Source organism: Vibrio marisflavi CECT 7928, assembly GCF_921294215.1.
Classification (GTDB): domain Bacteria; phylum Pseudomonadota; class Gammaproteobacteria; order Enterobacterales; family Vibrionaceae; genus Vibrio; species Vibrio marisflavi.
The window spans coordinates 806,049-822,907 of sequence record NZ_CAKLDM010000001.1 but is presented as its reverse complement, the minus strand read 5'-3'; the positions used below and the strand labels follow the sequence as shown (position 1 = coordinate 822,907).

At 41.2% G+C, this 16,859-nt stretch carries 15 protein-coding genes; 12 read left to right on the top strand and 3 right to left on the bottom strand.

Going from position 1 to position 16,859, the window contains the following annotated elements; translation table 11 throughout:
• Positions 1 to 192 precede the first annotated feature (192 nt).
• The 5 genes from L7A31_RS03700 (at position 193) to L7A31_RS03680 (ending at position 6,223) form a co-directional block, all read left to right on the top strand.
• Positions 193 to 1,953, top strand: coding sequence for a bifunctional metallophosphatase/5'-nucleotidase (locus tag L7A31_RS03700; RefSeq protein ID WP_237360151.1), 1,761 nt, complete (start codon positions 193 to 195; stop codon positions 1,951 to 1,953).
• Between the two features lie 448 nt (positions 1,954 to 2,401).
• The gene (locus L7A31_RS03695; protein ID WP_237360150.1) at positions 2,402 to 3,364 is read left to right on the top strand and encodes a TerC/Alx family metal homeostasis membrane protein; all 963 of its coding nucleotides are present in this window, start codon (positions 2,402 to 2,404) and stop codon (positions 3,362 to 3,364) included.
• A gap of 285 nt (positions 3,365 to 3,649) precedes the next feature.
• Entirely contained in the window at positions 3,650 to 3,841 is a 192-nt protein-coding gene (locus L7A31_RS03690) for a hypothetical protein (RefSeq protein ID WP_237360149.1), read from the top strand.
• A 585-nt stretch (positions 3,842 to 4,426) separates the two neighbouring features.
• Positions 4,427 to 4,906: an aminoacyl-tRNA deacylase gene (locus L7A31_RS03685; protein WP_237360148.1), complete on the top strand. Its 480-nt coding sequence runs from the start codon at positions 4,427 to 4,429 to the stop codon at positions 4,904 to 4,906.
• 219 nt (positions 4,907 to 5,125) lie between these two features.
• Complete coding sequence (locus L7A31_RS03680) at positions 5,126 to 6,223, top strand: Fic family protein (RefSeq protein WP_237360746.1); 1,098 nt, start codon at positions 5,126 to 5,128, stop codon at positions 6,221 to 6,223.
• A gap of 58 nt (positions 6,224 to 6,281) precedes the next feature.
• Here the strand turns inward: L7A31_RS03680 and L7A31_RS03675 are convergent, their stop codons facing one another.
• Positions 6,282 to 6,839 (bottom strand): PhnA domain-containing protein, encoded by a 558-nt coding sequence (locus L7A31_RS03675; RefSeq protein ID WP_237360147.1) that lies wholly within the window; start codon positions 6,837 to 6,839, stop codon positions 6,282 to 6,284.
• Between the two features lie 91 nt (positions 6,840 to 6,930).
• Here L7A31_RS03675 and L7A31_RS03670 point away from each other — a divergent pair, with 91 nt between their 5' ends.
• The 4 genes from L7A31_RS03670 (at position 6,931) to L7A31_RS03655 (ending at position 10,738) form a co-directional block, all read left to right on the top strand.
• Positions 6,931 to 7,350, top strand: a complete 420-nt coding sequence (locus L7A31_RS03670; protein ID WP_237360146.1) for a hotdog fold thioesterase — start codon at positions 6,931 to 6,933, stop codon at positions 7,348 to 7,350.
• Positions 7,351 to 7,367: 17 nt separating this feature from the next.
• The gene (locus tag L7A31_RS03665) at positions 7,368 to 7,601 is read left to right on the top strand and encodes a DUF3389 family protein (RefSeq protein WP_237360145.1); all 234 of its coding nucleotides are present in this window, start codon (positions 7,368 to 7,370) and stop codon (positions 7,599 to 7,601) included.
• A 113-nt stretch (positions 7,602 to 7,714) separates the two neighbouring features.
• Positions 7,715 to 9,391 carry an SgrR family transcriptional regulator gene (locus L7A31_RS03660; protein WP_237360144.1) on the top strand — a complete coding sequence of 559 codons (1,677 nt, stop codon included), beginning with the start codon at positions 7,715 to 7,717 and terminating at the stop codon, positions 9,389 to 9,391.
• A gap of 453 nt (positions 9,392 to 9,844) precedes the next feature.
• Positions 9,845 to 10,738 (top strand): LysR family transcriptional regulator, encoded by an 894-nt coding sequence (locus L7A31_RS03655; RefSeq protein WP_237360143.1) that lies wholly within the window; start codon positions 9,845 to 9,847, stop codon positions 10,736 to 10,738.
• Between the two features lie 20 nt (positions 10,739 to 10,758).
• On the opposite strand, the gene L7A31_RS03650 is transcribed toward L7A31_RS03655, so the two are convergent.
• On the bottom strand, positions 10,759 to 13,455 hold the full coding sequence (locus L7A31_RS03650) for a bifunctional acetate--CoA ligase family protein/GNAT family N-acetyltransferase (protein ID WP_237360142.1): 2,697 nt from the start codon (positions 13,453 to 13,455) through the stop codon (positions 10,759 to 10,761).
• A 220-nt stretch (positions 13,456 to 13,675) separates the two neighbouring features.
• On the opposite strand from L7A31_RS03650, the gene L7A31_RS03645 reads away from it, so the two are divergent.
• The gene (locus L7A31_RS03645; RefSeq protein ID WP_237360141.1) at positions 13,676 to 14,248 is read left to right on the top strand and encodes an SPOR domain-containing protein; all 573 of its coding nucleotides are present in this window, start codon (positions 13,676 to 13,678) and stop codon (positions 14,246 to 14,248) included.
• A 176-nt stretch (positions 14,249 to 14,424) separates the two neighbouring features.
• On the top strand, positions 14,425 to 15,414 hold the full coding sequence (locus tag L7A31_RS03640; protein ID WP_237360140.1) for a D-alanine--D-alanine ligase: 990 nt from the start codon (positions 14,425 to 14,427) through the stop codon (positions 15,412 to 15,414).
• Here L7A31_RS03640 and L7A31_RS03635 read toward each other — a convergent pair.
• Entirely contained in the window at positions 15,411 to 16,364 is a 954-nt protein-coding gene (locus tag L7A31_RS03635) for a tyrosine-type recombinase/integrase (RefSeq protein WP_237360139.1), read from the bottom strand. The genes L7A31_RS03640 and L7A31_RS03635 overlap by 4 nt on opposite strands.
• Before the next feature lie 109 nt (positions 16,365 to 16,473).
• On the opposite strand from L7A31_RS03635, the gene L7A31_RS03630 reads away from it, so the two are divergent.
• Positions 16,474 to 16,857 (top strand): DUF3319 domain-containing protein, encoded by a 384-nt coding sequence (locus L7A31_RS03630; protein WP_237360138.1) that lies wholly within the window; start codon positions 16,474 to 16,476, stop codon positions 16,855 to 16,857.
• The last annotated feature ends 2 nt before the right edge of the window (positions 16,858 to 16,859 follow it).

Genomic DNA, 16,859 nt, shown 5'->3' with positions numbered 1-16,859 from the left:
AGACTCCTAAAGCAATAACTCCGTTTTAGTATTTCCAACTGGGCTCCGTTAAAAAATGGCTTAATACTTATAAGCATAATGCATATTTGGACGTGCGTAGATGAACCAATTCACGATTACACAGGATTTTTCCTATCATGGTTCTGTCACAATTTCTGTGCTAGTGTAACGAGGATGAAAAGAGAAAATAAAATGAATGACAAAGCGCAGAAAAACAAGCCGCTGAAGCTCACGCTAGCTCATATCAACGACACGCATTCCTATTTCGAACCGACCTCATTACAGCTCACAATAGAACAAGATGGTCACCAGCTTCGACCGTATGTCAGTGCTGGTGGATTTGCACGTATCGCAACAAGAGTCCACCAACTTAAATCTGATGCAAAGCGTATGAAGAAGGGATTTCTATTTCTTCACGCGGGTGATTGCTTCCAAGGAACGTTGTATTTTTCGCTTTTTAAAGGAAAAGCGAATGCTGATATGTTGAACGAACTTCAGCTAGACGCAATGACACTAGGCAACCATGAGCTTGATATGGGCAATGAACCAGTGGCAGCATTTGTTAAAAAAATCAACTTTCCTTTGCTGGCTGGTAACTGGGACCTATCTAATGAAGATAGCAGTAAGCTGTCACGGGTATCAGAGAGTCAAAATGTTCTTTCTTATATACCTGAATCTCAACGCGCCCAATGGATATGCAAATTAGTTAACCAAGAGCCAGTGGCAATATTTGGTGTTTCGATCGATAAAATGCAGGATATTGCAAACCCAGACCCAGATACGCCCTTCGTTAATGCCCTTAATACGGTGCGAAATACGATAAAGGATATCCAATCTAAAGGCGTGAATAAAATCATCCTATTAAGCCATTTGGGCTACGAGGAAGATATTCAGTTGGCCAAACAAGTCAACGGTTTAAGTCTTGTAGTGGGCGGGCATAGTCATATGTTACAGGGTGATTTTAGTGCTATCGGCCTAGGTAAGAACGATGACTATGGCATTAAAGTCAACGAGACCTACGTAGTTCAGTCTGGCTCAAACGCTCTTTGCCTTGGTCACTGCGAAATTGAGTTTGACGCTAAAGGTCGTGTTACACAATTCAATGGTAGGAATGAATTGCTGCTAGGACGAAGGCTATTTTTAGATGCCAATATGGATACAGCAGGAACTGATGAAGCCCATATTTCAGCTTGTGATTTTCTTGGGCAGCATCCTAATGTAGTGGTGTGTAAAAAGGATCCCGAGGTGCAAGGTGTGCTGCTAGATAAATACATCCCTCGAGTTAGAAAGTTACAACAAAAGGTGATAGCTCATGCAAGCAGAACTTTACGTCACGTCCGATTACCTGATGAAAAAGGGCCTAGCGAAATAGCGCCATTGGTTGCCCAGTCCTTTCACTATATGCTTAACAAACATGGTGGCGAAGTAGAGTTTGCGATTCACAATGCTGGAGGTGTAAGAACTGCTCTTAATGAAGGAAACGTCTCCGTGGCAGATATTGCCGGAAAGTTACTGCCTTTTGCCGTTCCTATCGGCAGTTATCGTATAACGGGTGAGGTTATCGCTTCAGTTATAGAGGGAGCGATAAACAATGCAACCAACAATGGAGTGAGTGGGACTGGCACAGGTTCATACCCTTACACTTACAACCTTAGATACCGCTACTTGGCGGGGAATCGCATTGGACAGCGTGTTGTGGATCTCGAGATTTATAGCGCATCACATGGCTGGCAACTTGTTGAAAAAAATAAGCTATATACGGGTAGTTCTTCTGCTTATTCAATGAAGGGCAAAGAAGGGTATCATGCAATGCTGAATATGGAGGGCGAAGGATATGTCTCTAATTTTTCTATGGCGGACTGCTTTATAGAACTATTAACCGATCACCCTGAAACAATTAATCGACCTCAACCCAATCACAGCAATGTAATAGACTGGCATAAAGGTTGCTAATTTCCCACTGTGTTTATTTCGTTCGGCGGAGTTGATGAGTCTAGGTTCGCTGAGAGGTTTAGGATATGTGGGATAAAGATTGGGTAGATTTCGTGTTAGTAGCAGCTTGGATCGGCGTGTGGTCAGTTTTGGTTTATTTCTTACCATTTGTTGGAGTTTAAGCACTAAATAGTGCTGGCTGTTGTCATTGTCACTATAGACATGTTTTACCTTTCAATATATTATCGCCTTGTTTTGGGGAGTAGTCGCCTAGAGCATACTTATCGTCATCTCGTTAAGCATTGGCTTATCCGGTAAGTATGGGCGTTAGAGATTATCTAACGCTTCGACGAGACCAACGCAACTTAATTAGCTCCACTCTGTATTTTAATGCGAGAGGAGTATTTGTTTTGTTTGCGGAAGGTTTCGTCTAGGGTTTATACCCGATCCTTCTGCAATTGGAGGATTTATGACCCCAACAATGTACTTTTCCTTTTTTGTTTTTACTCTCGTTCTCGTTTTACTTGATATCTGGTTAACTCGCCATGGTCGAGTGACAATCAAGCACGCCGCTATTTGGAGTGTTGTCTGGTTTCTACTCGCTCTATGCTTCGCTGTGTTCATTCATTTCTTTTGGTCATATATCGACCCTAATAGTATCTATAGCGCTTCACAAGCGACTACGGCATTCATTACTGGATATCTATTAGAGAAATCGCTGAGTGTCGATAACCTCTTTATTTTCGCCATCATATTTAGCCAATATGCAGTTCCAGACAACCTTAGACCTAGAGCGCTGTTACTAGGTGTTATTGGCGCGCTATTGCTACGTGCGGGTATGATTGTTATTGGAATTCACTTGTTAGATGAATTCCAATGGCTATTTTATGTCTTTGCGGTATTCCTAATATGGACGGGTGTAAGCCTAGCTATCGATAAAGGAGAAGAAAAGCTAAACCCTTGGCCAGAAAAACTCTTGAGAAGGGTGGCACCTGTAACGGAGAAGTTTCACGGTACAAATCTTTCGACAATAACAAAGGGGAAGCGTCACATTACGCCGTTTGCCATTGTTTTAGTAGTGATAGCTTTTGCCGATGTCATGTTTGCCCTTGACTCTATTCCAGCTATTTTTGCAGTGACACATCAACCATTTTTAGTTTTGGCTGCGAATGTATTCGCTCTATTAGGCCTGCGTTCGCTGTACTTTGTTTTGCAGGGTATGATTGATAAGTTTATTTATCTTAAACCTGCACTGTCATTCATCATGGTATTCATTGGTGTTAAAATGGCACTAGTGCATACTGCATGGAAGATACCAACACTGATTTCACTCTCTGTGCTGATTTTGACTATGATTACTGCGGTTGTATTATCTGTGCTCGATACAAGGTCTAAAGCACTAAAAAACAAACAAATCAGGGACAATTTGTAGGAATAATGTCAGTTATTTGACCGTTAATGTAATTGTGATCAATTTCTCATGTTGCTGGTATGTTAACCAAGAAAGTGCCTAAGTTGGTCAGTGAATAAAAAATCACCTTAACTGCATTGATAGGTGTAAAAATTGAGCTAATTGCATATTTGTTATTGGCTCTTGTTAACGACTTGTTTCATTAGATAAACTAATCCAAATCGCAAAAATATGTCATTGTTTATGGTATGCGATATTTTTTATCATGCGCGTGAATTCTGAATCATAAACTTCTGAGAGGCGCATATGGCACACGCAATCAATGTAGTAGAAAACGTTGCATCGACTGACTTGGGCGAAAAACGTTACTCGGTTGACTTCAAAGGACTGTTCAAACATCTTGTAGATGTACTTTTTGCAGACGACAAAGTTTCTCGTTCTTACAACGTGAATGATTTGTCAGGTCACATGCAAAGAGATATTGGTATCAACCGATAATGCGTTCAGCCAAAGGTTGGTAGGTGTACTACTAATCAGAAAGAACCAGCATGAATATGCTGGTTTTTTTATACCCAAAAAAAGCGCCGCTTATTACAAGCGGCGTTGTCATGTTGTACTGGGGGAAGGGGGGAATCAAGTGAGTATTCGTCACTCAACGGTACAACATGGACAGTAAGGTAAACAATTTGTTTCACACTTAGTTAACACCATGACAACGAGTTTTTGTAGAGTAAAAAGTGTAATCATTGATTTTGTATATGAAACTTCGTTTCATTGCTAAATTTTGGCTGATTATACTGATTCATATATCACTCTATCTGGTTGATTACCCCTTTTTATTCCAAGCGCTCTACCTTCAATTCTTTATTGGCAAAAATGTTTACTATCACTAGAAATAAAACCGGTAAATCTTGCTCTTATTTACGCTGCATCACTCCATTTGCATATATACTTTTTAGTACACATTTCCTTCATATTATTGCGGCGAGATACAGCTTAAGAAACTCGAATGTAATGGTGTGAAAAGAGATGGGCTTGAAGTTGACTAAATTACTTAGTTAGCTAGCCTAGGAGGAAAGAACTATGACTATTGCCGCTAGAGTAAATCGTTATCTAGAACGAGAGGCTATTGATTATGACATCATTTCTCACTATCAAAGTACGAGCTCTATTGATAGTGCGATTGCCTCTAAAGTTCCTATACATCATTTGGCCAAGGCAGTGCTACTGGAAGATCATGAAGGTCGTCGGTTAATGGCTGTTTTGCCCGCTGATACGAAAATCAGTTTTTCTGCTTTAAACGAAAACTTCAATGCTAGGTATTCATTACTCAAAGAGCCAGCAATTTATAGTACGTTTTGGGACTGTAAAAAAGGCGCTGTACCACCCCTAGGTGAACCATATAACCTAATGGTGGCGTGTGATGAACTGTTGGACAATCTCGATAAAGTTTATATCGAAGCTGGCGATCATGAGACTTTATTGTGCGTTGATCAAGCAACCTTCCAAGTAATGATGTCTAATGCTCGACACTTACGCTTTGGCAAACAACTACATCACTAATATTCTTGGTGAAGATAGAAAATATTGAACCCGATCGATCTTGCTCAAGGGCACTTTTGAATGTTATTAGTCAGAAGTGCCTCTTCATTTCAACAGCGTATAATTCACTTTGAGTCGATTAAGTTCTCTAATCAAATCATAATGTGAGTTGAAAGATATTTTTAAATGAATCATAATTTGAGTCAAATGACGGTTTTATTCGACTCACTTGAGGCTTATATGTGGATATGGCAGCGTGAAGAATGGCCTAACTTTCGTTGGGATGAGCAAGTTATAGAGCCCAGGCTCAGAGAGGTGAGGCTCAACCAAGGCATATTACTCGGCAAAGTTAGTGCGCAATCGCAAGACCAACAACAAACTATGCTGGATACCTTGTTAGCAAACATTGTTCATTCTAGTGCTATAGAAGGTGAAAAGCTCAATGCCTTTTCTGTGCGCTCATCTTTAGCGAACAAACTTGGCTTAAGTGAGGAAAGACCTTTCCCAACTACTGAGCAAACGGATGGTCTCGCTGAGATTATGCTCGATGCAGTAGAAAACCTAGATGAACCTCTAGATCTCTATCGAATATTAGAATGGCATAAAAAGCTCTTCCCGCAAGGTTACACCCTTTTCAACCCTGTTATTGGTGGGCAATTACGTGGCAATGAACCGATGCAAGTGGTATCAGGGAGAATTGATAAACCTACGATTCACTTTGAAGCGCCAAACCGAGAAATATTGGAAGCGGAACTAAAGATCTTTTTTGAATGGTTTAACCAGTCTAAAAACGACTACACGCTTGATCCGTTGTTACGAGCAGCAATTACTCACTTGTGGTTTGTCACGCTTCACCCACTTGACGACGGTAATGGCCGTATTACCCGTTTATTGACCGATCTAGCGTTGGCGCAGGCAGAAAAGCAGTCGGTACGCTTTTATGCAATGTCGGTAGGAATCTTGGCGAATAGAAAAAGCTACTATCAGATATTGGAAGATACACAGAAAAGTGACTTGAATATCACGGGTTGGCTGTTGTGGTTTCTAGACATTTTAGAAGAAACATTTTCAGGAGTTTTAAGTGAAATTGACAAGACCGTCTACAAGACGAATTATTGGAGAAATGTAGATCAGACTCAGTTGACAGCTGAACAAGTAAAAGTTGTCAATCGCATGTTAGATGGCGACTTTTCTCAAGGTATCAATACTAGCCAGTATCAGAAAGTAGCCAAGGTGAGCCGGGCAACAGCGACAAGGCATCTAGCGACGCTTTTAGAGCTAGGTTGTTTAGTGAAGTCCGATGCAGGAGGCAGGAGTACAAGGTATTTCTTACCTTAAACAACAAAAAATGGCACTAACAAAGTGCCATTTACACGCTTAGGCTATGAGTTTGAAGTTATTTTTTGCGACAGTATTCTGCAATCACAAACATTGCTTGCCCGTTAGCTTTGCCTTGGATATGAGTTGGATCGTTGGACGAAAGGCTAATACCTCGGATGACAGTACCTTGCTTTATCACTTGTGAGCTACCCTTGATTGGAAGGTCTTTGATAACCGTGACGTCGTCACCTTTTTTAAGCTCAACACCATTACAGTCTAATGGTTTATCATCTTCTGACATGCCAATCATGGCCCAATTCTGTTGCTCTTCTTCCATGTACATCATATCGAGCAAATCTTGCGCCCAACTTTCAGTATTAAGGCGTGTAAGCTGTCTCCATGCAGTTACTTGAACAGGGGCGACTTGGCTCCACATACTATCACCTAAACAGCGCCAATGATTAATATCTTCAGGACTGTCAATTTCACTCATGCACTTTTCACATACTAAAATGCTATGATCCACAGTCAGTTGGCTGTGAGGTGGTACTATGTAAGGTGTCAGCTGAGTGGTACTTGAGCATAGCTCACACTTGGACTGGCTGCGTTCAAGTAACGAAGCTTCGATAGACATAAACATCTCTCGTGGGTTAACAATAAAAACGCGGGTATTATACCCAAGGAATATAAAGATGCACTTAATGATAGTGGGTGGGAGACAATAAATGGCGATCTGGAAACGAGATATTGATCTTAATGTACTTAATGAGACATCTAAGAACACACTGATTGAACATTTGCAGATTCAATATACTGACTTTGATGACAACTCAATATCAGCGACTATGCCGGTATGTTCCTTTACTCATCAACCTTTGGGGATGCTTCATGGTGGCGCGTCAGTGGTGTTAGCGGAGACGTTAGGGTCTGTTGCAGCAAATTTCTGCGTCGAGTCAGGCGCATATTGTGTTGGGTTAGATATCAACGCAAATCATATTCGTTCTATGAGAAATGGCTTAGTGATCGGGAAAGCAGAGCCATTGCATTTGGGTGTGACCACCCAAGTGTGGCAAATCAATATAACAGATGAAAGAGACCGTTTAGTTTGTACTAGCAGGTTGACTGTTGCGGTGAAAAGAAAATAAAACACGTTGAGGTTAATGTGGTACTAGAGTACAAAAATGGAAAAATTATCATGACTCCACATGAGATAGTCGTGAAAACTAGCGGTGAGAATATGGTTGTCATGCAGGCAAGTGCTGAGAATGTGGTTTTGATAGGTAATGGAGCAAATGTACTGTCAGCAAATACTGGTGATATGAAATGGTCGATCAAGCTTGACTCAGAAGAGCACCTAACACAAATCGCTCAACAATTGGGTTGTGAAATTATGTGAGCAAACAATAGTCTGTTCACCATAAAGTATTAACAAGCTCCAATTATTTCTTGCTATATCGTCTAAAATAAGGAAACTCATTTTTATTATACTTAGTTCGAGATTTCCTCTTTATGGTTAGCCCAAGGCTGCGAGTACAATTTGAAAAGCTGTTCGAGCATTACGCTGGTGAAAATTGCGAAGTTCAACTTGATGACATCACCGAGATTCTGTTTTGTACTCGTCGAAACGCACGAATTGTACTCAATAAGTTAGAAGAGGAAGGATGGATTGAGTGGTGTCCTTCTCCCGGTCGTGGAAAGCTGTCGCAGCTGATATTCAAACGTAGCAAAAGTGATATCAGTGAAACATTAGCTAGGAAATACTTAGAAGAAGGAAAAATCGAGCAAGCTTTAGCGGTGCTTGGCCATGATGCAGTAAAGTTGTCACAAGTCGTTGAAGGCTACTTAGGCCTGCAGCAGCAAGAAGGCGAACAAGTCATTCGTTTGCCGTATTATCGGCCGCTATCCATGCTTAACCCACGAAAGCCAATGCGCCGTTCTGAACTCCATATTGCTAGGCAAGTGTTCAGTGGTTTAATTCGGCTGGACGAAAATGAAAAAATACAGCCTGATTTAGCACATGCTTGGGAATCAATAACTCAATTACATTGGCGGTTCTATATTCGTCCGGGTATTCGTTTCCACAATGGTGATCCTCTTACGGTCGAATGTATTTTAGAGAGCCTCGAAGATTTAAAGCAAACTGAACTATTTAGCCACATTTCAAAAGTATCTTCTCCAGCTAACTGGGTTATCGATATCTATTTAGATCAACCAGATATACGTCTACCTTTATTGTTGACTGAGTCGTGCGCTAAAGTCTTACCTACGCAATCTGTACGTAGTGAGAACTTTGATAAGTTACCTGTAGGTACGGGGCCATACAAAGTTATACAGAACGACAACAAAAGGTTGATACTGCAAGCCAATGACAATTATTTCGGTTTTCGGCCGTTACTTGATCGCGTAGAAGTATGGGTCATTGACAAAGTTCATTCATCGATAGTGTTTCCAAGCCTCACAAAACCGAAGCGGGGCACGATGACAGAAGGAGTAGAGCTAGATCCTGGATGTACTTATCTTCTTCTTAACAGAAAGTCAGGGCTAGCAAGAGATGAAAACTGGGCCGTATATTTCTTGAATAAGCTCAATTCGTTAAACCTGTTTGGACATGTCTCTCAGACGCAAGTAACCGAGCTTGGTATTTTACCTGCTCATGGAATAAAGCCCGGTTGGTATCACCAACCGCATAGTGATACGGATATCACACCGCCAATCTCAGGTACTGTTAAAATTGCGTACTATTCACAGCATCCGATGTTTCCGACTCTTGCACAAAGTATCCAAAAAGTTCTCAAAGGAGATGGAGTTTCGGTAGAACTCATCAAATATGATATGGATTTACCCAATAGTGAGCTGGTGGATATTTGGATAAAGCCAATGGGCATTACTAATCATAGAGAAGATGCATTAGCTGGCTGGCTGCTTAATTATAGTGATGTGAAAACATTTAGTTTGCCAGAAGACTACCAGTTATGGAAAAGCCTAATAGCCGAATGGCGCTCAGGAGAAATGGACACTTTCCCAAGTCAAATATTAGGAAAGTCGCTGGTTGAGAAAATGCAGATTATACCAATGTTTCATTGTTGGTTGGGTGTGAGTAAAGATCATTGTGGTTCAATTCAAAACGCTAAATGCAATGCGCTTGGCTGGTTTGATTTCAGCCAAGTATGGGTAAAGCCAGATTAATATGACTGTTATTGCATAATAATTTCGTATGATTCAATGGGTTATGAAAAATTACTTTGATCTCTGTCTATAAATTAGTAATCAATGAAATAAATACTGTTAACAAAAAATCAACCTGCTAGAATAGCCGCGATTTAATGCTGAACATTTAAACTATCTTTGATTAAGAGGTGCTCAATGGAGCTAGCTTTGATTGTCGTTTTCATCGTTGTTGCAACAGTTATGTTGAAAAAAGAAATGAAAAACTCAAAGGAAGAAAACAAGTCTCAGTGATATTGTTCCAATAGAGTAGACATACTATTTTATATCTAAAGCCAGTGGAGTAATCACTGGCTTTTTGTTTTAATAAATCTATTCAACCATACTATATTCACATTTGTGCACTAGCCTTGAAGATGTCCAGTTATTCAAAGTTCTGTGTTTCAAAGCGTTGCTGAATCCATGGAGTAGGTTTTGCAAAGTCCAATTACATTAGAAGCCCTACATATTTTAGATGCGATCGAAAGGCGAGGTAGTTTTGCAGCGGCTGCTGTAGAGCTTGAGCGCGCTCCTTCATCTCTAAGCTATCAAATCCAGAAGCTAGAACAAGAACTGGATATTATGATTTTTGATCGCTCCGGCCACAAAGCTTCCTTTACCGACGCTGGCCTAGTCATACTCAACCAAGGACGGCAGATACTGTCTGCAACAAAGAACCTAGTGAATGAGGCTAGTTTGGTTGCTAATGGGTGGGAGCTGGATTTAACCATTGCTTTTGATGGAATTATACCGGTCGATAATTTCTTTCCGCTTGTTGAAGCATTTAGTCAGGTGAGCAAGACTAGGATAAAACTCCAGGAAGAGATTCTAGCGGGATGCTGGGAATCACTGCTTCAAGGAAGATCAGACTTATTGGTGTGCCCCAAAATGGGCGACGAGCCACTGCCACCAGAAGTAAAGGCGGAGCGTATCGGCAAATTCTCGATGGTTTGGGTGGCTGCCAATAACCACTACATACACAAAAGAGCAGGGGTCTTTGACGATGAAGCTAGGGAAAAGTATCGTGTCATCGCCATTGCTGATACAGCACGTGAACAGGCACCAATCAGTGTTAACATTTTGCAGAAACAACCCCGCTTAACGGTGACAAACTTTCACGCAAAAATAGAAGCTCTAAAATCTGGGCTTGGTATTGGAACTTTACCACGTCAAGTTGCTATGCCGTTGATAGAATCAGGCGAGCTAAAAGTGATAGAAGGGAGCGAAGAGACTTTCGCCGATATCATTCTATCTTGGAGAAGAAACTCTATCGGCGAAGCAAAGTCTTGGTGTATTCAATACCTTAAAAAGAACTGGCAGATTAACTAGTATAAGATCTGCCATGATCTTTAAAGATCTGTCGATTGATTTAGCGTCAAATTCATGTCGGCAGTGCCATCTTCAAAGCTAACATCTAATTCAAAGCCCAGGCTTGCAGCCAGTTTGAGCATGCCTTGGTTTGTCGGCATGGTCATACCTTGCAACTGCTTAGTACCTTTTTGTTGGCAATAATGGATAATCTTTTCCATGAGGATTCGGCCCAATCCATTTCGTTTTAAGTCAGAGCGGATAAGTATAGCGAACTCAGCGACTTTGTTTTCTGGATCAATAGACGCCCTGGATACGCCTAAGATATGTTGGCCGTTGGAGTGTCCTTGAACTGCAACAAATGCCATTTCTCGGTCGTAGTCAATTTGAGTTAACTTGGCTAGTGCTTCGTGATTGAGTTCTCCAACATCAGTAAAAAAGCGTTTGTACAAATCTTCTTTTGAAACTTTATTAATAAACTCGGCATGTGTTGGTTCGTCTTCTGGTCTTACTGGCCGCAGTAAAATAGTTGTACTGTCTCTAAGCTGAACTTTCTCTTCTTGCTCAACAGGGTAAGGGCGGATAGCTAGCCTTTTTTGCGGATCGTCATCGCTTTTCTGAACCGTCAGGCGTGCATCGACTATGGTGAAGTCTTTATCACGAATGAGGAGTGGATGTATATCTAACTCAAAGATCTCAGGGCACGCAATTACCATCTGAGATAGCCTGACTAAGAACTGAGATAAAGCTTTAATGTCTATAGGCTTGATTAATTTTTGCGGTCGAATACAGCCCGTTTTGATTGCGCGGATAACTAGGTAACGAGCAAGTGTAGTATTGAGTGGCGGTAGCGCGGCTTCTGCGTCACGCGATTCATCCCAGTCTGATCCACCCTGGCCGATGAGAATGACAGGACCAAATGTTGAGTCATTTTTGACTTTGACTCTTAGCTCTTCAGCCCCTGTAGTCTCAGCCATTGCTTGTATGACTAAACCATCAACTTTTGCTTTGGGGTAGAGCCTTTTTGTTCGGTTGAAAATACCTCTAGCTGCGCTGGCGACTTCGCTATCGTTCTGCTGGTTTAACATTACGCCATAAACGTCGGATTTGTGGGAGATGTCTGGAGAGCGTAGTTTCACTGCGACTGGGTAGCCGATGTTATTCGCGACATTAATCGCTTCATTGGAATTGGAAGCTAGCCAAGTAGGCAACACGTCAAAGCCCAAATGTTCAAGAAAATAGCCGATTTGATGTGTATCGAGGTGAATTTTGTTGTCACCTTCAACTTGGTTTTTGAGCCATTGCTGAGCTTTTTGTAGCTCTTTTTCTTTTATTTGTTGTGCAGTTGAAGGTGTTTCCATCAATTGCTTCTGATTGCGCCTGTAACTCACTAAGTGCATAAATGCTGTCGCGACCGCTTCAGGAGTGCGATAGGTTGGAATGCCTGCAGATGAAAACAAAGTCCTTGCTTGTTTAGCTGTATAGTCGCCGCACCAATTTGTCAGTATGTTGAAGTGCTGCTTTCTTGGGTGGGCTTTTATGGTTTCTATCACTGCTTTGGCCGTCTCAATACCAGGGGCTATTGAAGAAGGGCTATGCATAATGACAATTGTGTCTGTGGCATCACTATTCATAACGGCAGTCAGCGTTTGAGTATAGCGGTGAATATCCGCATCTCCAGCGATATCGATTGGATTAGCGTGGCTCCAACAGTTTGGCAAAAACTCGGACAACTCATTTATAAGGGGTGTATCGAGAGGTGCAAGTTTACCACCATGTTCCGCAAGCGTATCGACAGCCATTATCGCTTGACCACCGCCATTAGTAATAAAAGCGATTCGCTCACCACGTAGAGGGATTGAATGTGTGAGCGTTTCAAAAGCTGCGAATAGGTCGTGCGTCGTAGTTACGCGTAGCATACCGGCGCGGCGTATAGCTGAGTCATAAATAATATCTAATGACTCTTCTCCTCCTGTGTGTATTTTTACAGCTTGTTGGCCCAATCGTGTTCGGCCACTTTTTAGAACGAGTATGCGCCTATTGCGAGACGCAGCTCGAGCAGCAGATAAAAAGCGTCTTGCATCGCTAATTGAATCGACATGTAACATGATCGCATTGGTTTTATTGTCGGTACTTAACCAGTCTAGAAGCTCGGCAAACCCGATATCTGTTGCATTACCAAGAGAAATAACCGCGGAGAAGCCTATTTGGTTGTCCTTTGCCCAATCTAAAACAGTAGTGCATACAGCTGCTGATTGTGAAACAAATGCGATTTTGCCTTTGTCTGCTGGTATAGGAGAGAAGGAAGCGTTTAAGTTAATCCATGGAAGAATGAGTCCAAGACTATTTGGGCCAAGTACGTTCATTTTCGCTTTCTTCGCAATGGCTAAACACTGTTCTTGTATAGGGATGTTAAATTTGTCTAGATCTTCCATGTCAGAAGAAAGCACAACTACAATCTTGCAGTTTTTCTTAGCAAGTGCTTCAAAAATGTCAACGTTACGAGCAGCTTGGGTGCAGAGGATAGCGATATCTGGCTCTAATGGCATGGATTCAATAGTTGGGTAAGCAAGCACACCACATACAGATTTATATGATGGAGTGACAGGGATAATGACACCTTCATAACTTCCTTGCAAAAGGTTGTTCATCACGATGTTTCCAGGTCTACCCATTTTTTTTGAAGCACCAATTACAGCAACAGATTTAGGCTTAAAAAAGTATTCTAAATTTTTCATAGTTAAATCCGCAAAATTTACTTCAGCGTCAGGGTATACAATCTGATTCGAAGTTTTGTCCAAATATTTATAGCTTGTGATCTATTAATCATACTATCGATATTACTTTGTGCCTTAAGTCACAGTGTATCAATATAAAGTTAGTCAGTAGGGTTGATTATAGGCCATGCTAACGGCATGATTTATGGTAGGTTATATTTCTCGGAGCATTTGGAATTTCATGAAGAAAATAGCGATAGTCGGAATATCAGCACTCTTGTCAGCATGCTCGACAGGTACGTATACAGTGGATGTTAGCTCAGAAAGTTATCGCGAAGCATACCCAGTGGCAAAAGTTGATCAGCCAGTTGTTTCTCAAGATGGCATGATGAATGGCGTAACGGAGCAAAATGTCACACCAACTCAAAAAACAATTGTTCCTAGTAGTTCGAGTACAGCTGCGAAGACTGCAAAAGCTAAACCAGCGGTGGCAATTATTCCACCAACAGCAAAACAGATAGCCAAGAACCCACGTTTTGGCTACACAATCCAGGTGGTTGCGGTTGGTACACAAACAAAAGTTGATCAGTTTGCACGCCAGCTTCCTACGGAAGGGCAGCCAATCTGGGAGAACTATAAAGTGGTTAACGGCACAAAATGGTATACGGTTCTATATGGCGACTATGCCACTCGAACTGAAGCCAAAAAAGCTATTGCTACGTTGCCAATGGAATTCAAGAATTTGAAGCCATTTGTTAAGAGTATCGACGCAATTAAAAACTCCGAATATCCAACATTAAACAAACTCAACTAACTGAGTAAAAAAAAGAGCTCCTAGGAGCTCTTTTTTGTATGTGAATTAATCAGTGCAGATTGTTATTTCATCACACAATACTGCATTTCATCAGCCACCCTTCAAAAGCGTGGATCTTAGGGATAAATTAGCTATGATAAGCCGTTATTCCTAATGATTCATCAAGGAAAGAGTTAATGACGAAAAAGACAATTTTGCTCCTTTGTGGAGGCGGTTCTGCTGAACATGAAGTTTCTTTGGTCTCTGCAAAATATGTGTATGAGCAACTGAAACAAAACGAAGATTTCGATGTGATTCGAGTCGAGATCCGGGCAGCGGGTTGGTTCAACGATAAAGAGCAGCTTTGTTACTTAGATACCAATACTGCTTCAATTAACTGCTCAACTTCGTCAGAGAAAATAGATTTTGTTGTTCCCTGTATTCATGGTTATCCAGGTGAAACGGGCGACATTCAGTCGATGCTAGAGTTAGCAGGAATTCCTTATTTAGGCTGTGGTCCAGAAGCAAGTACAAATTGTTTCAACAAAATCACGTCTAAATTATGGTATGACACACTATCGATTCCCAACACCCCATACCTGTTTTTAAGCTCTAACGATCCGCAATCATATGACAGAGCCAAAAATGCACTTGAAAAGTGGGGTAGTGTGTTTGTCAAAGCCGCGCGCCAAGGTTCTTCGGTTGGTTGCTATAAAGTGGCTCAGTTAGAACAACTGGAATCATCGATATCTGCAGCATTCGAATACTCAGATCAAGTATTGGTCGAGAAAGCACTTAAACCGAGAGAGCTTGAAGTGGCTGCGTATGAAGTAGATGGTGAACTATTCATTACTAAGCCCGGTGAAATTATCGCTCCAGAAGGTGGTTTCTATACATATGATGAAAAGTACAGTGCTGATAGCCACTCAGTAACGGAAGTTGAAGCAAAGGGTTTAACAAAAGAGCAGCAAGCCGATATAAAAGAATATGCCCATAGAGTTTTTAAACATTTACGGCTAAGACACTTATCGAGAATCGACTTCTTTCTCACTGAAGACGGAGAGATCTTCCTGAATGAAGTCAACACCTTCCCAGGTATGACGCCAATTTCCATGTTTCCTAAAATGCTACAGAACAATGGCCACGATTTTAGCGACTTTCTCACATCGTGTGTAAACAGTAATTAGCGCCAAGGTTTTATAGTTTTAAATACAATTTTTTCAGTTTCAGCTTGCTCTACATTTCCTAGATATTGATAGGGCATTGCTGGACTTAACCAGCGGCCAAATAATTGAATGTCTCTTGGCTTCAATCCTTGTTTTGCTAGCTCTTTTACCGCCCCAACTCTTAAAGATTGTCCAGACAAAGCGCTAACTCCCAGTTTATCTCCAACTCGTCGCATTACACGATAGATAGAAGAATCATCCATGGGGTTGCTTGCAATGTTGCCATGTTTATCAATAGCGCGGAAAACACAGCCTTCTTGAACCGCTACTAAATCATTCCATTGAGTTAGAGCACGACACGCTTGTTCGCTTAGGCGGTAGTTTGAATCTCCTAGTTGGATATATGTATCGGCTCCATTCACTGCGATATTAGAAAATACCAAGCTTTTTAGCTCTGAACGTTTCATTGCGCACTCAAACATCACGTAGCAAATAGCAATGTCGCGTATTTCTTGGATAGTTGGAGACTTAGAGCAAAGCTTTTCAAGTCTCTTAATGTGGTGCAGTTGTAAAGGTGTCGCTTGCTTTGCATCGCCGTGTTTGTTTAAGCGTATTTGAGTTAGAACATTGCGTACTTGCGAGTTGGTCGTGGGATCTGTTTGGCTCAAAATTCTATGTAATAGGCCAATGGTGACAGTATTCCTTCTGACAGTCGCATACTTTCGTTTTGTAGCTAATCGTTCGACATATTGTCTTACTGCAGTAGCCGAAGCGGGTAGAGGATTAACACCTTTTTCCACACAAAACTCGACATATAGATTCCAATCTTTCACCATTGCGAGCAAAGAATTTTTCGAATATTGGCTCTCCGTCAAACAATCCATTTGTTCTAGGCCAATTGGTTGCGAAAACTCAGCAATTTTGTGACGTAGCGCGTCGGTGTCACTAATAATTCTAATGTTTTTTCTCATTATAGCGCACTATAACTAAGTATTTGTATAGTAATATACTTGATAACAATAGATAAGCAATTATTATTTAAGTAACTATTAAAAATTATTAAGGTTATTCAGGTTAGCTATGGCAATAACTCTATATCGGGGCTTCAACCTAAAAACAAGCGGTGACTCCAAGCAGATATGGCAGGTGCAAATCAAAGAAAGCACCTTGGTTGGCAGCCTTAACGCAATAAAAAAGAGCGTCGATTGGTACGTTGAGACAAACTCCATTATCGATCCAAGAGAATTCGAGAACGTAGGGAAACGGCCCGATACATCAGACAAAGCAATGCAAGAAGATTTCAATGGTTTCACGTTGAAAAATGATACTGGTGAAGCCAATGGATGGTACTGTTTTTTTAATGGCAGGTTAATTAAAGGCAGTAGGCTTGCACTAGAGAGGCACATACAGGCATACTTGATCGCTAAGAAAAAAGCGCAGCAACAACAGCAACAAAAGAAGTAATT

Excerpts from the sequence above, each read along its gene's own strand:
- L7A31_RS03700 (WP_237360151.1), top strand. The coding sequence starts at position 193 with ATGAATGACAAAGCGCAGAAAAACAAGCCGCTGAAGCTCACGCTAGCT.
- L7A31_RS03695 (WP_237360150.1), top strand. The coding sequence starts at position 2,402 with ATGACCCCAACAATGTACTTTTCCTTTTTTGTTTTTACTCTCGTTCTC.
- L7A31_RS03690 (WP_237360149.1), top strand. The coding sequence starts at position 3,650 with ATGGCACACGCAATCAATGTAGTAGAAAACGTTGCATCGACTGACTTG.
- L7A31_RS03685 (WP_237360148.1), top strand. The coding sequence starts at position 4,427 with ATGACTATTGCCGCTAGAGTAAATCGTTATCTAGAACGAGAGGCTATT.
- L7A31_RS03680 (WP_237360746.1), top strand. The coding sequence starts at position 5,126 with ATGTGGATATGGCAGCGTGAAGAATGGCCTAACTTTCGTTGGGATGAG.
- L7A31_RS03675 (WP_237360147.1), bottom strand. The coding sequence starts at position 6,839 with ATGTCTATCGAAGCTTCGTTACTTGAACGCAGCCAGTCCAAGTGTGAG.
- L7A31_RS03670 (WP_237360146.1), top strand. The coding sequence starts at position 6,931 with ATGGCGATCTGGAAACGAGATATTGATCTTAATGTACTTAATGAGACA.
- L7A31_RS03660 (WP_237360144.1), top strand. The coding sequence starts at position 7,715 with ATGGTTAGCCCAAGGCTGCGAGTACAATTTGAAAAGCTGTTCGAGCAT.
- L7A31_RS03650 (WP_237360142.1), bottom strand. The coding sequence starts at position 13,455 with ATGAAAAATTTAGAATACTTTTTTAAGCCTAAATCTGTTGCTGTAATT.
- L7A31_RS03645 (WP_237360141.1), top strand. The coding sequence starts at position 13,676 with ATGAAGAAAATAGCGATAGTCGGAATATCAGCACTCTTGTCAGCATGC.
- L7A31_RS03640 (WP_237360140.1), top strand. The coding sequence starts at position 14,425 with ATGACGAAAAAGACAATTTTGCTCCTTTGTGGAGGCGGTTCTGCTGAA.
- L7A31_RS03635 (WP_237360139.1), bottom strand. The coding sequence starts at position 16,364 with ATGAGAAAAAACATTAGAATTATTAGTGACACCGACGCGCTACGTCAC.
- L7A31_RS03630 (WP_237360138.1), top strand. The coding sequence starts at position 16,474 with ATGGCAATAACTCTATATCGGGGCTTCAACCTAAAAACAAGCGGTGAC.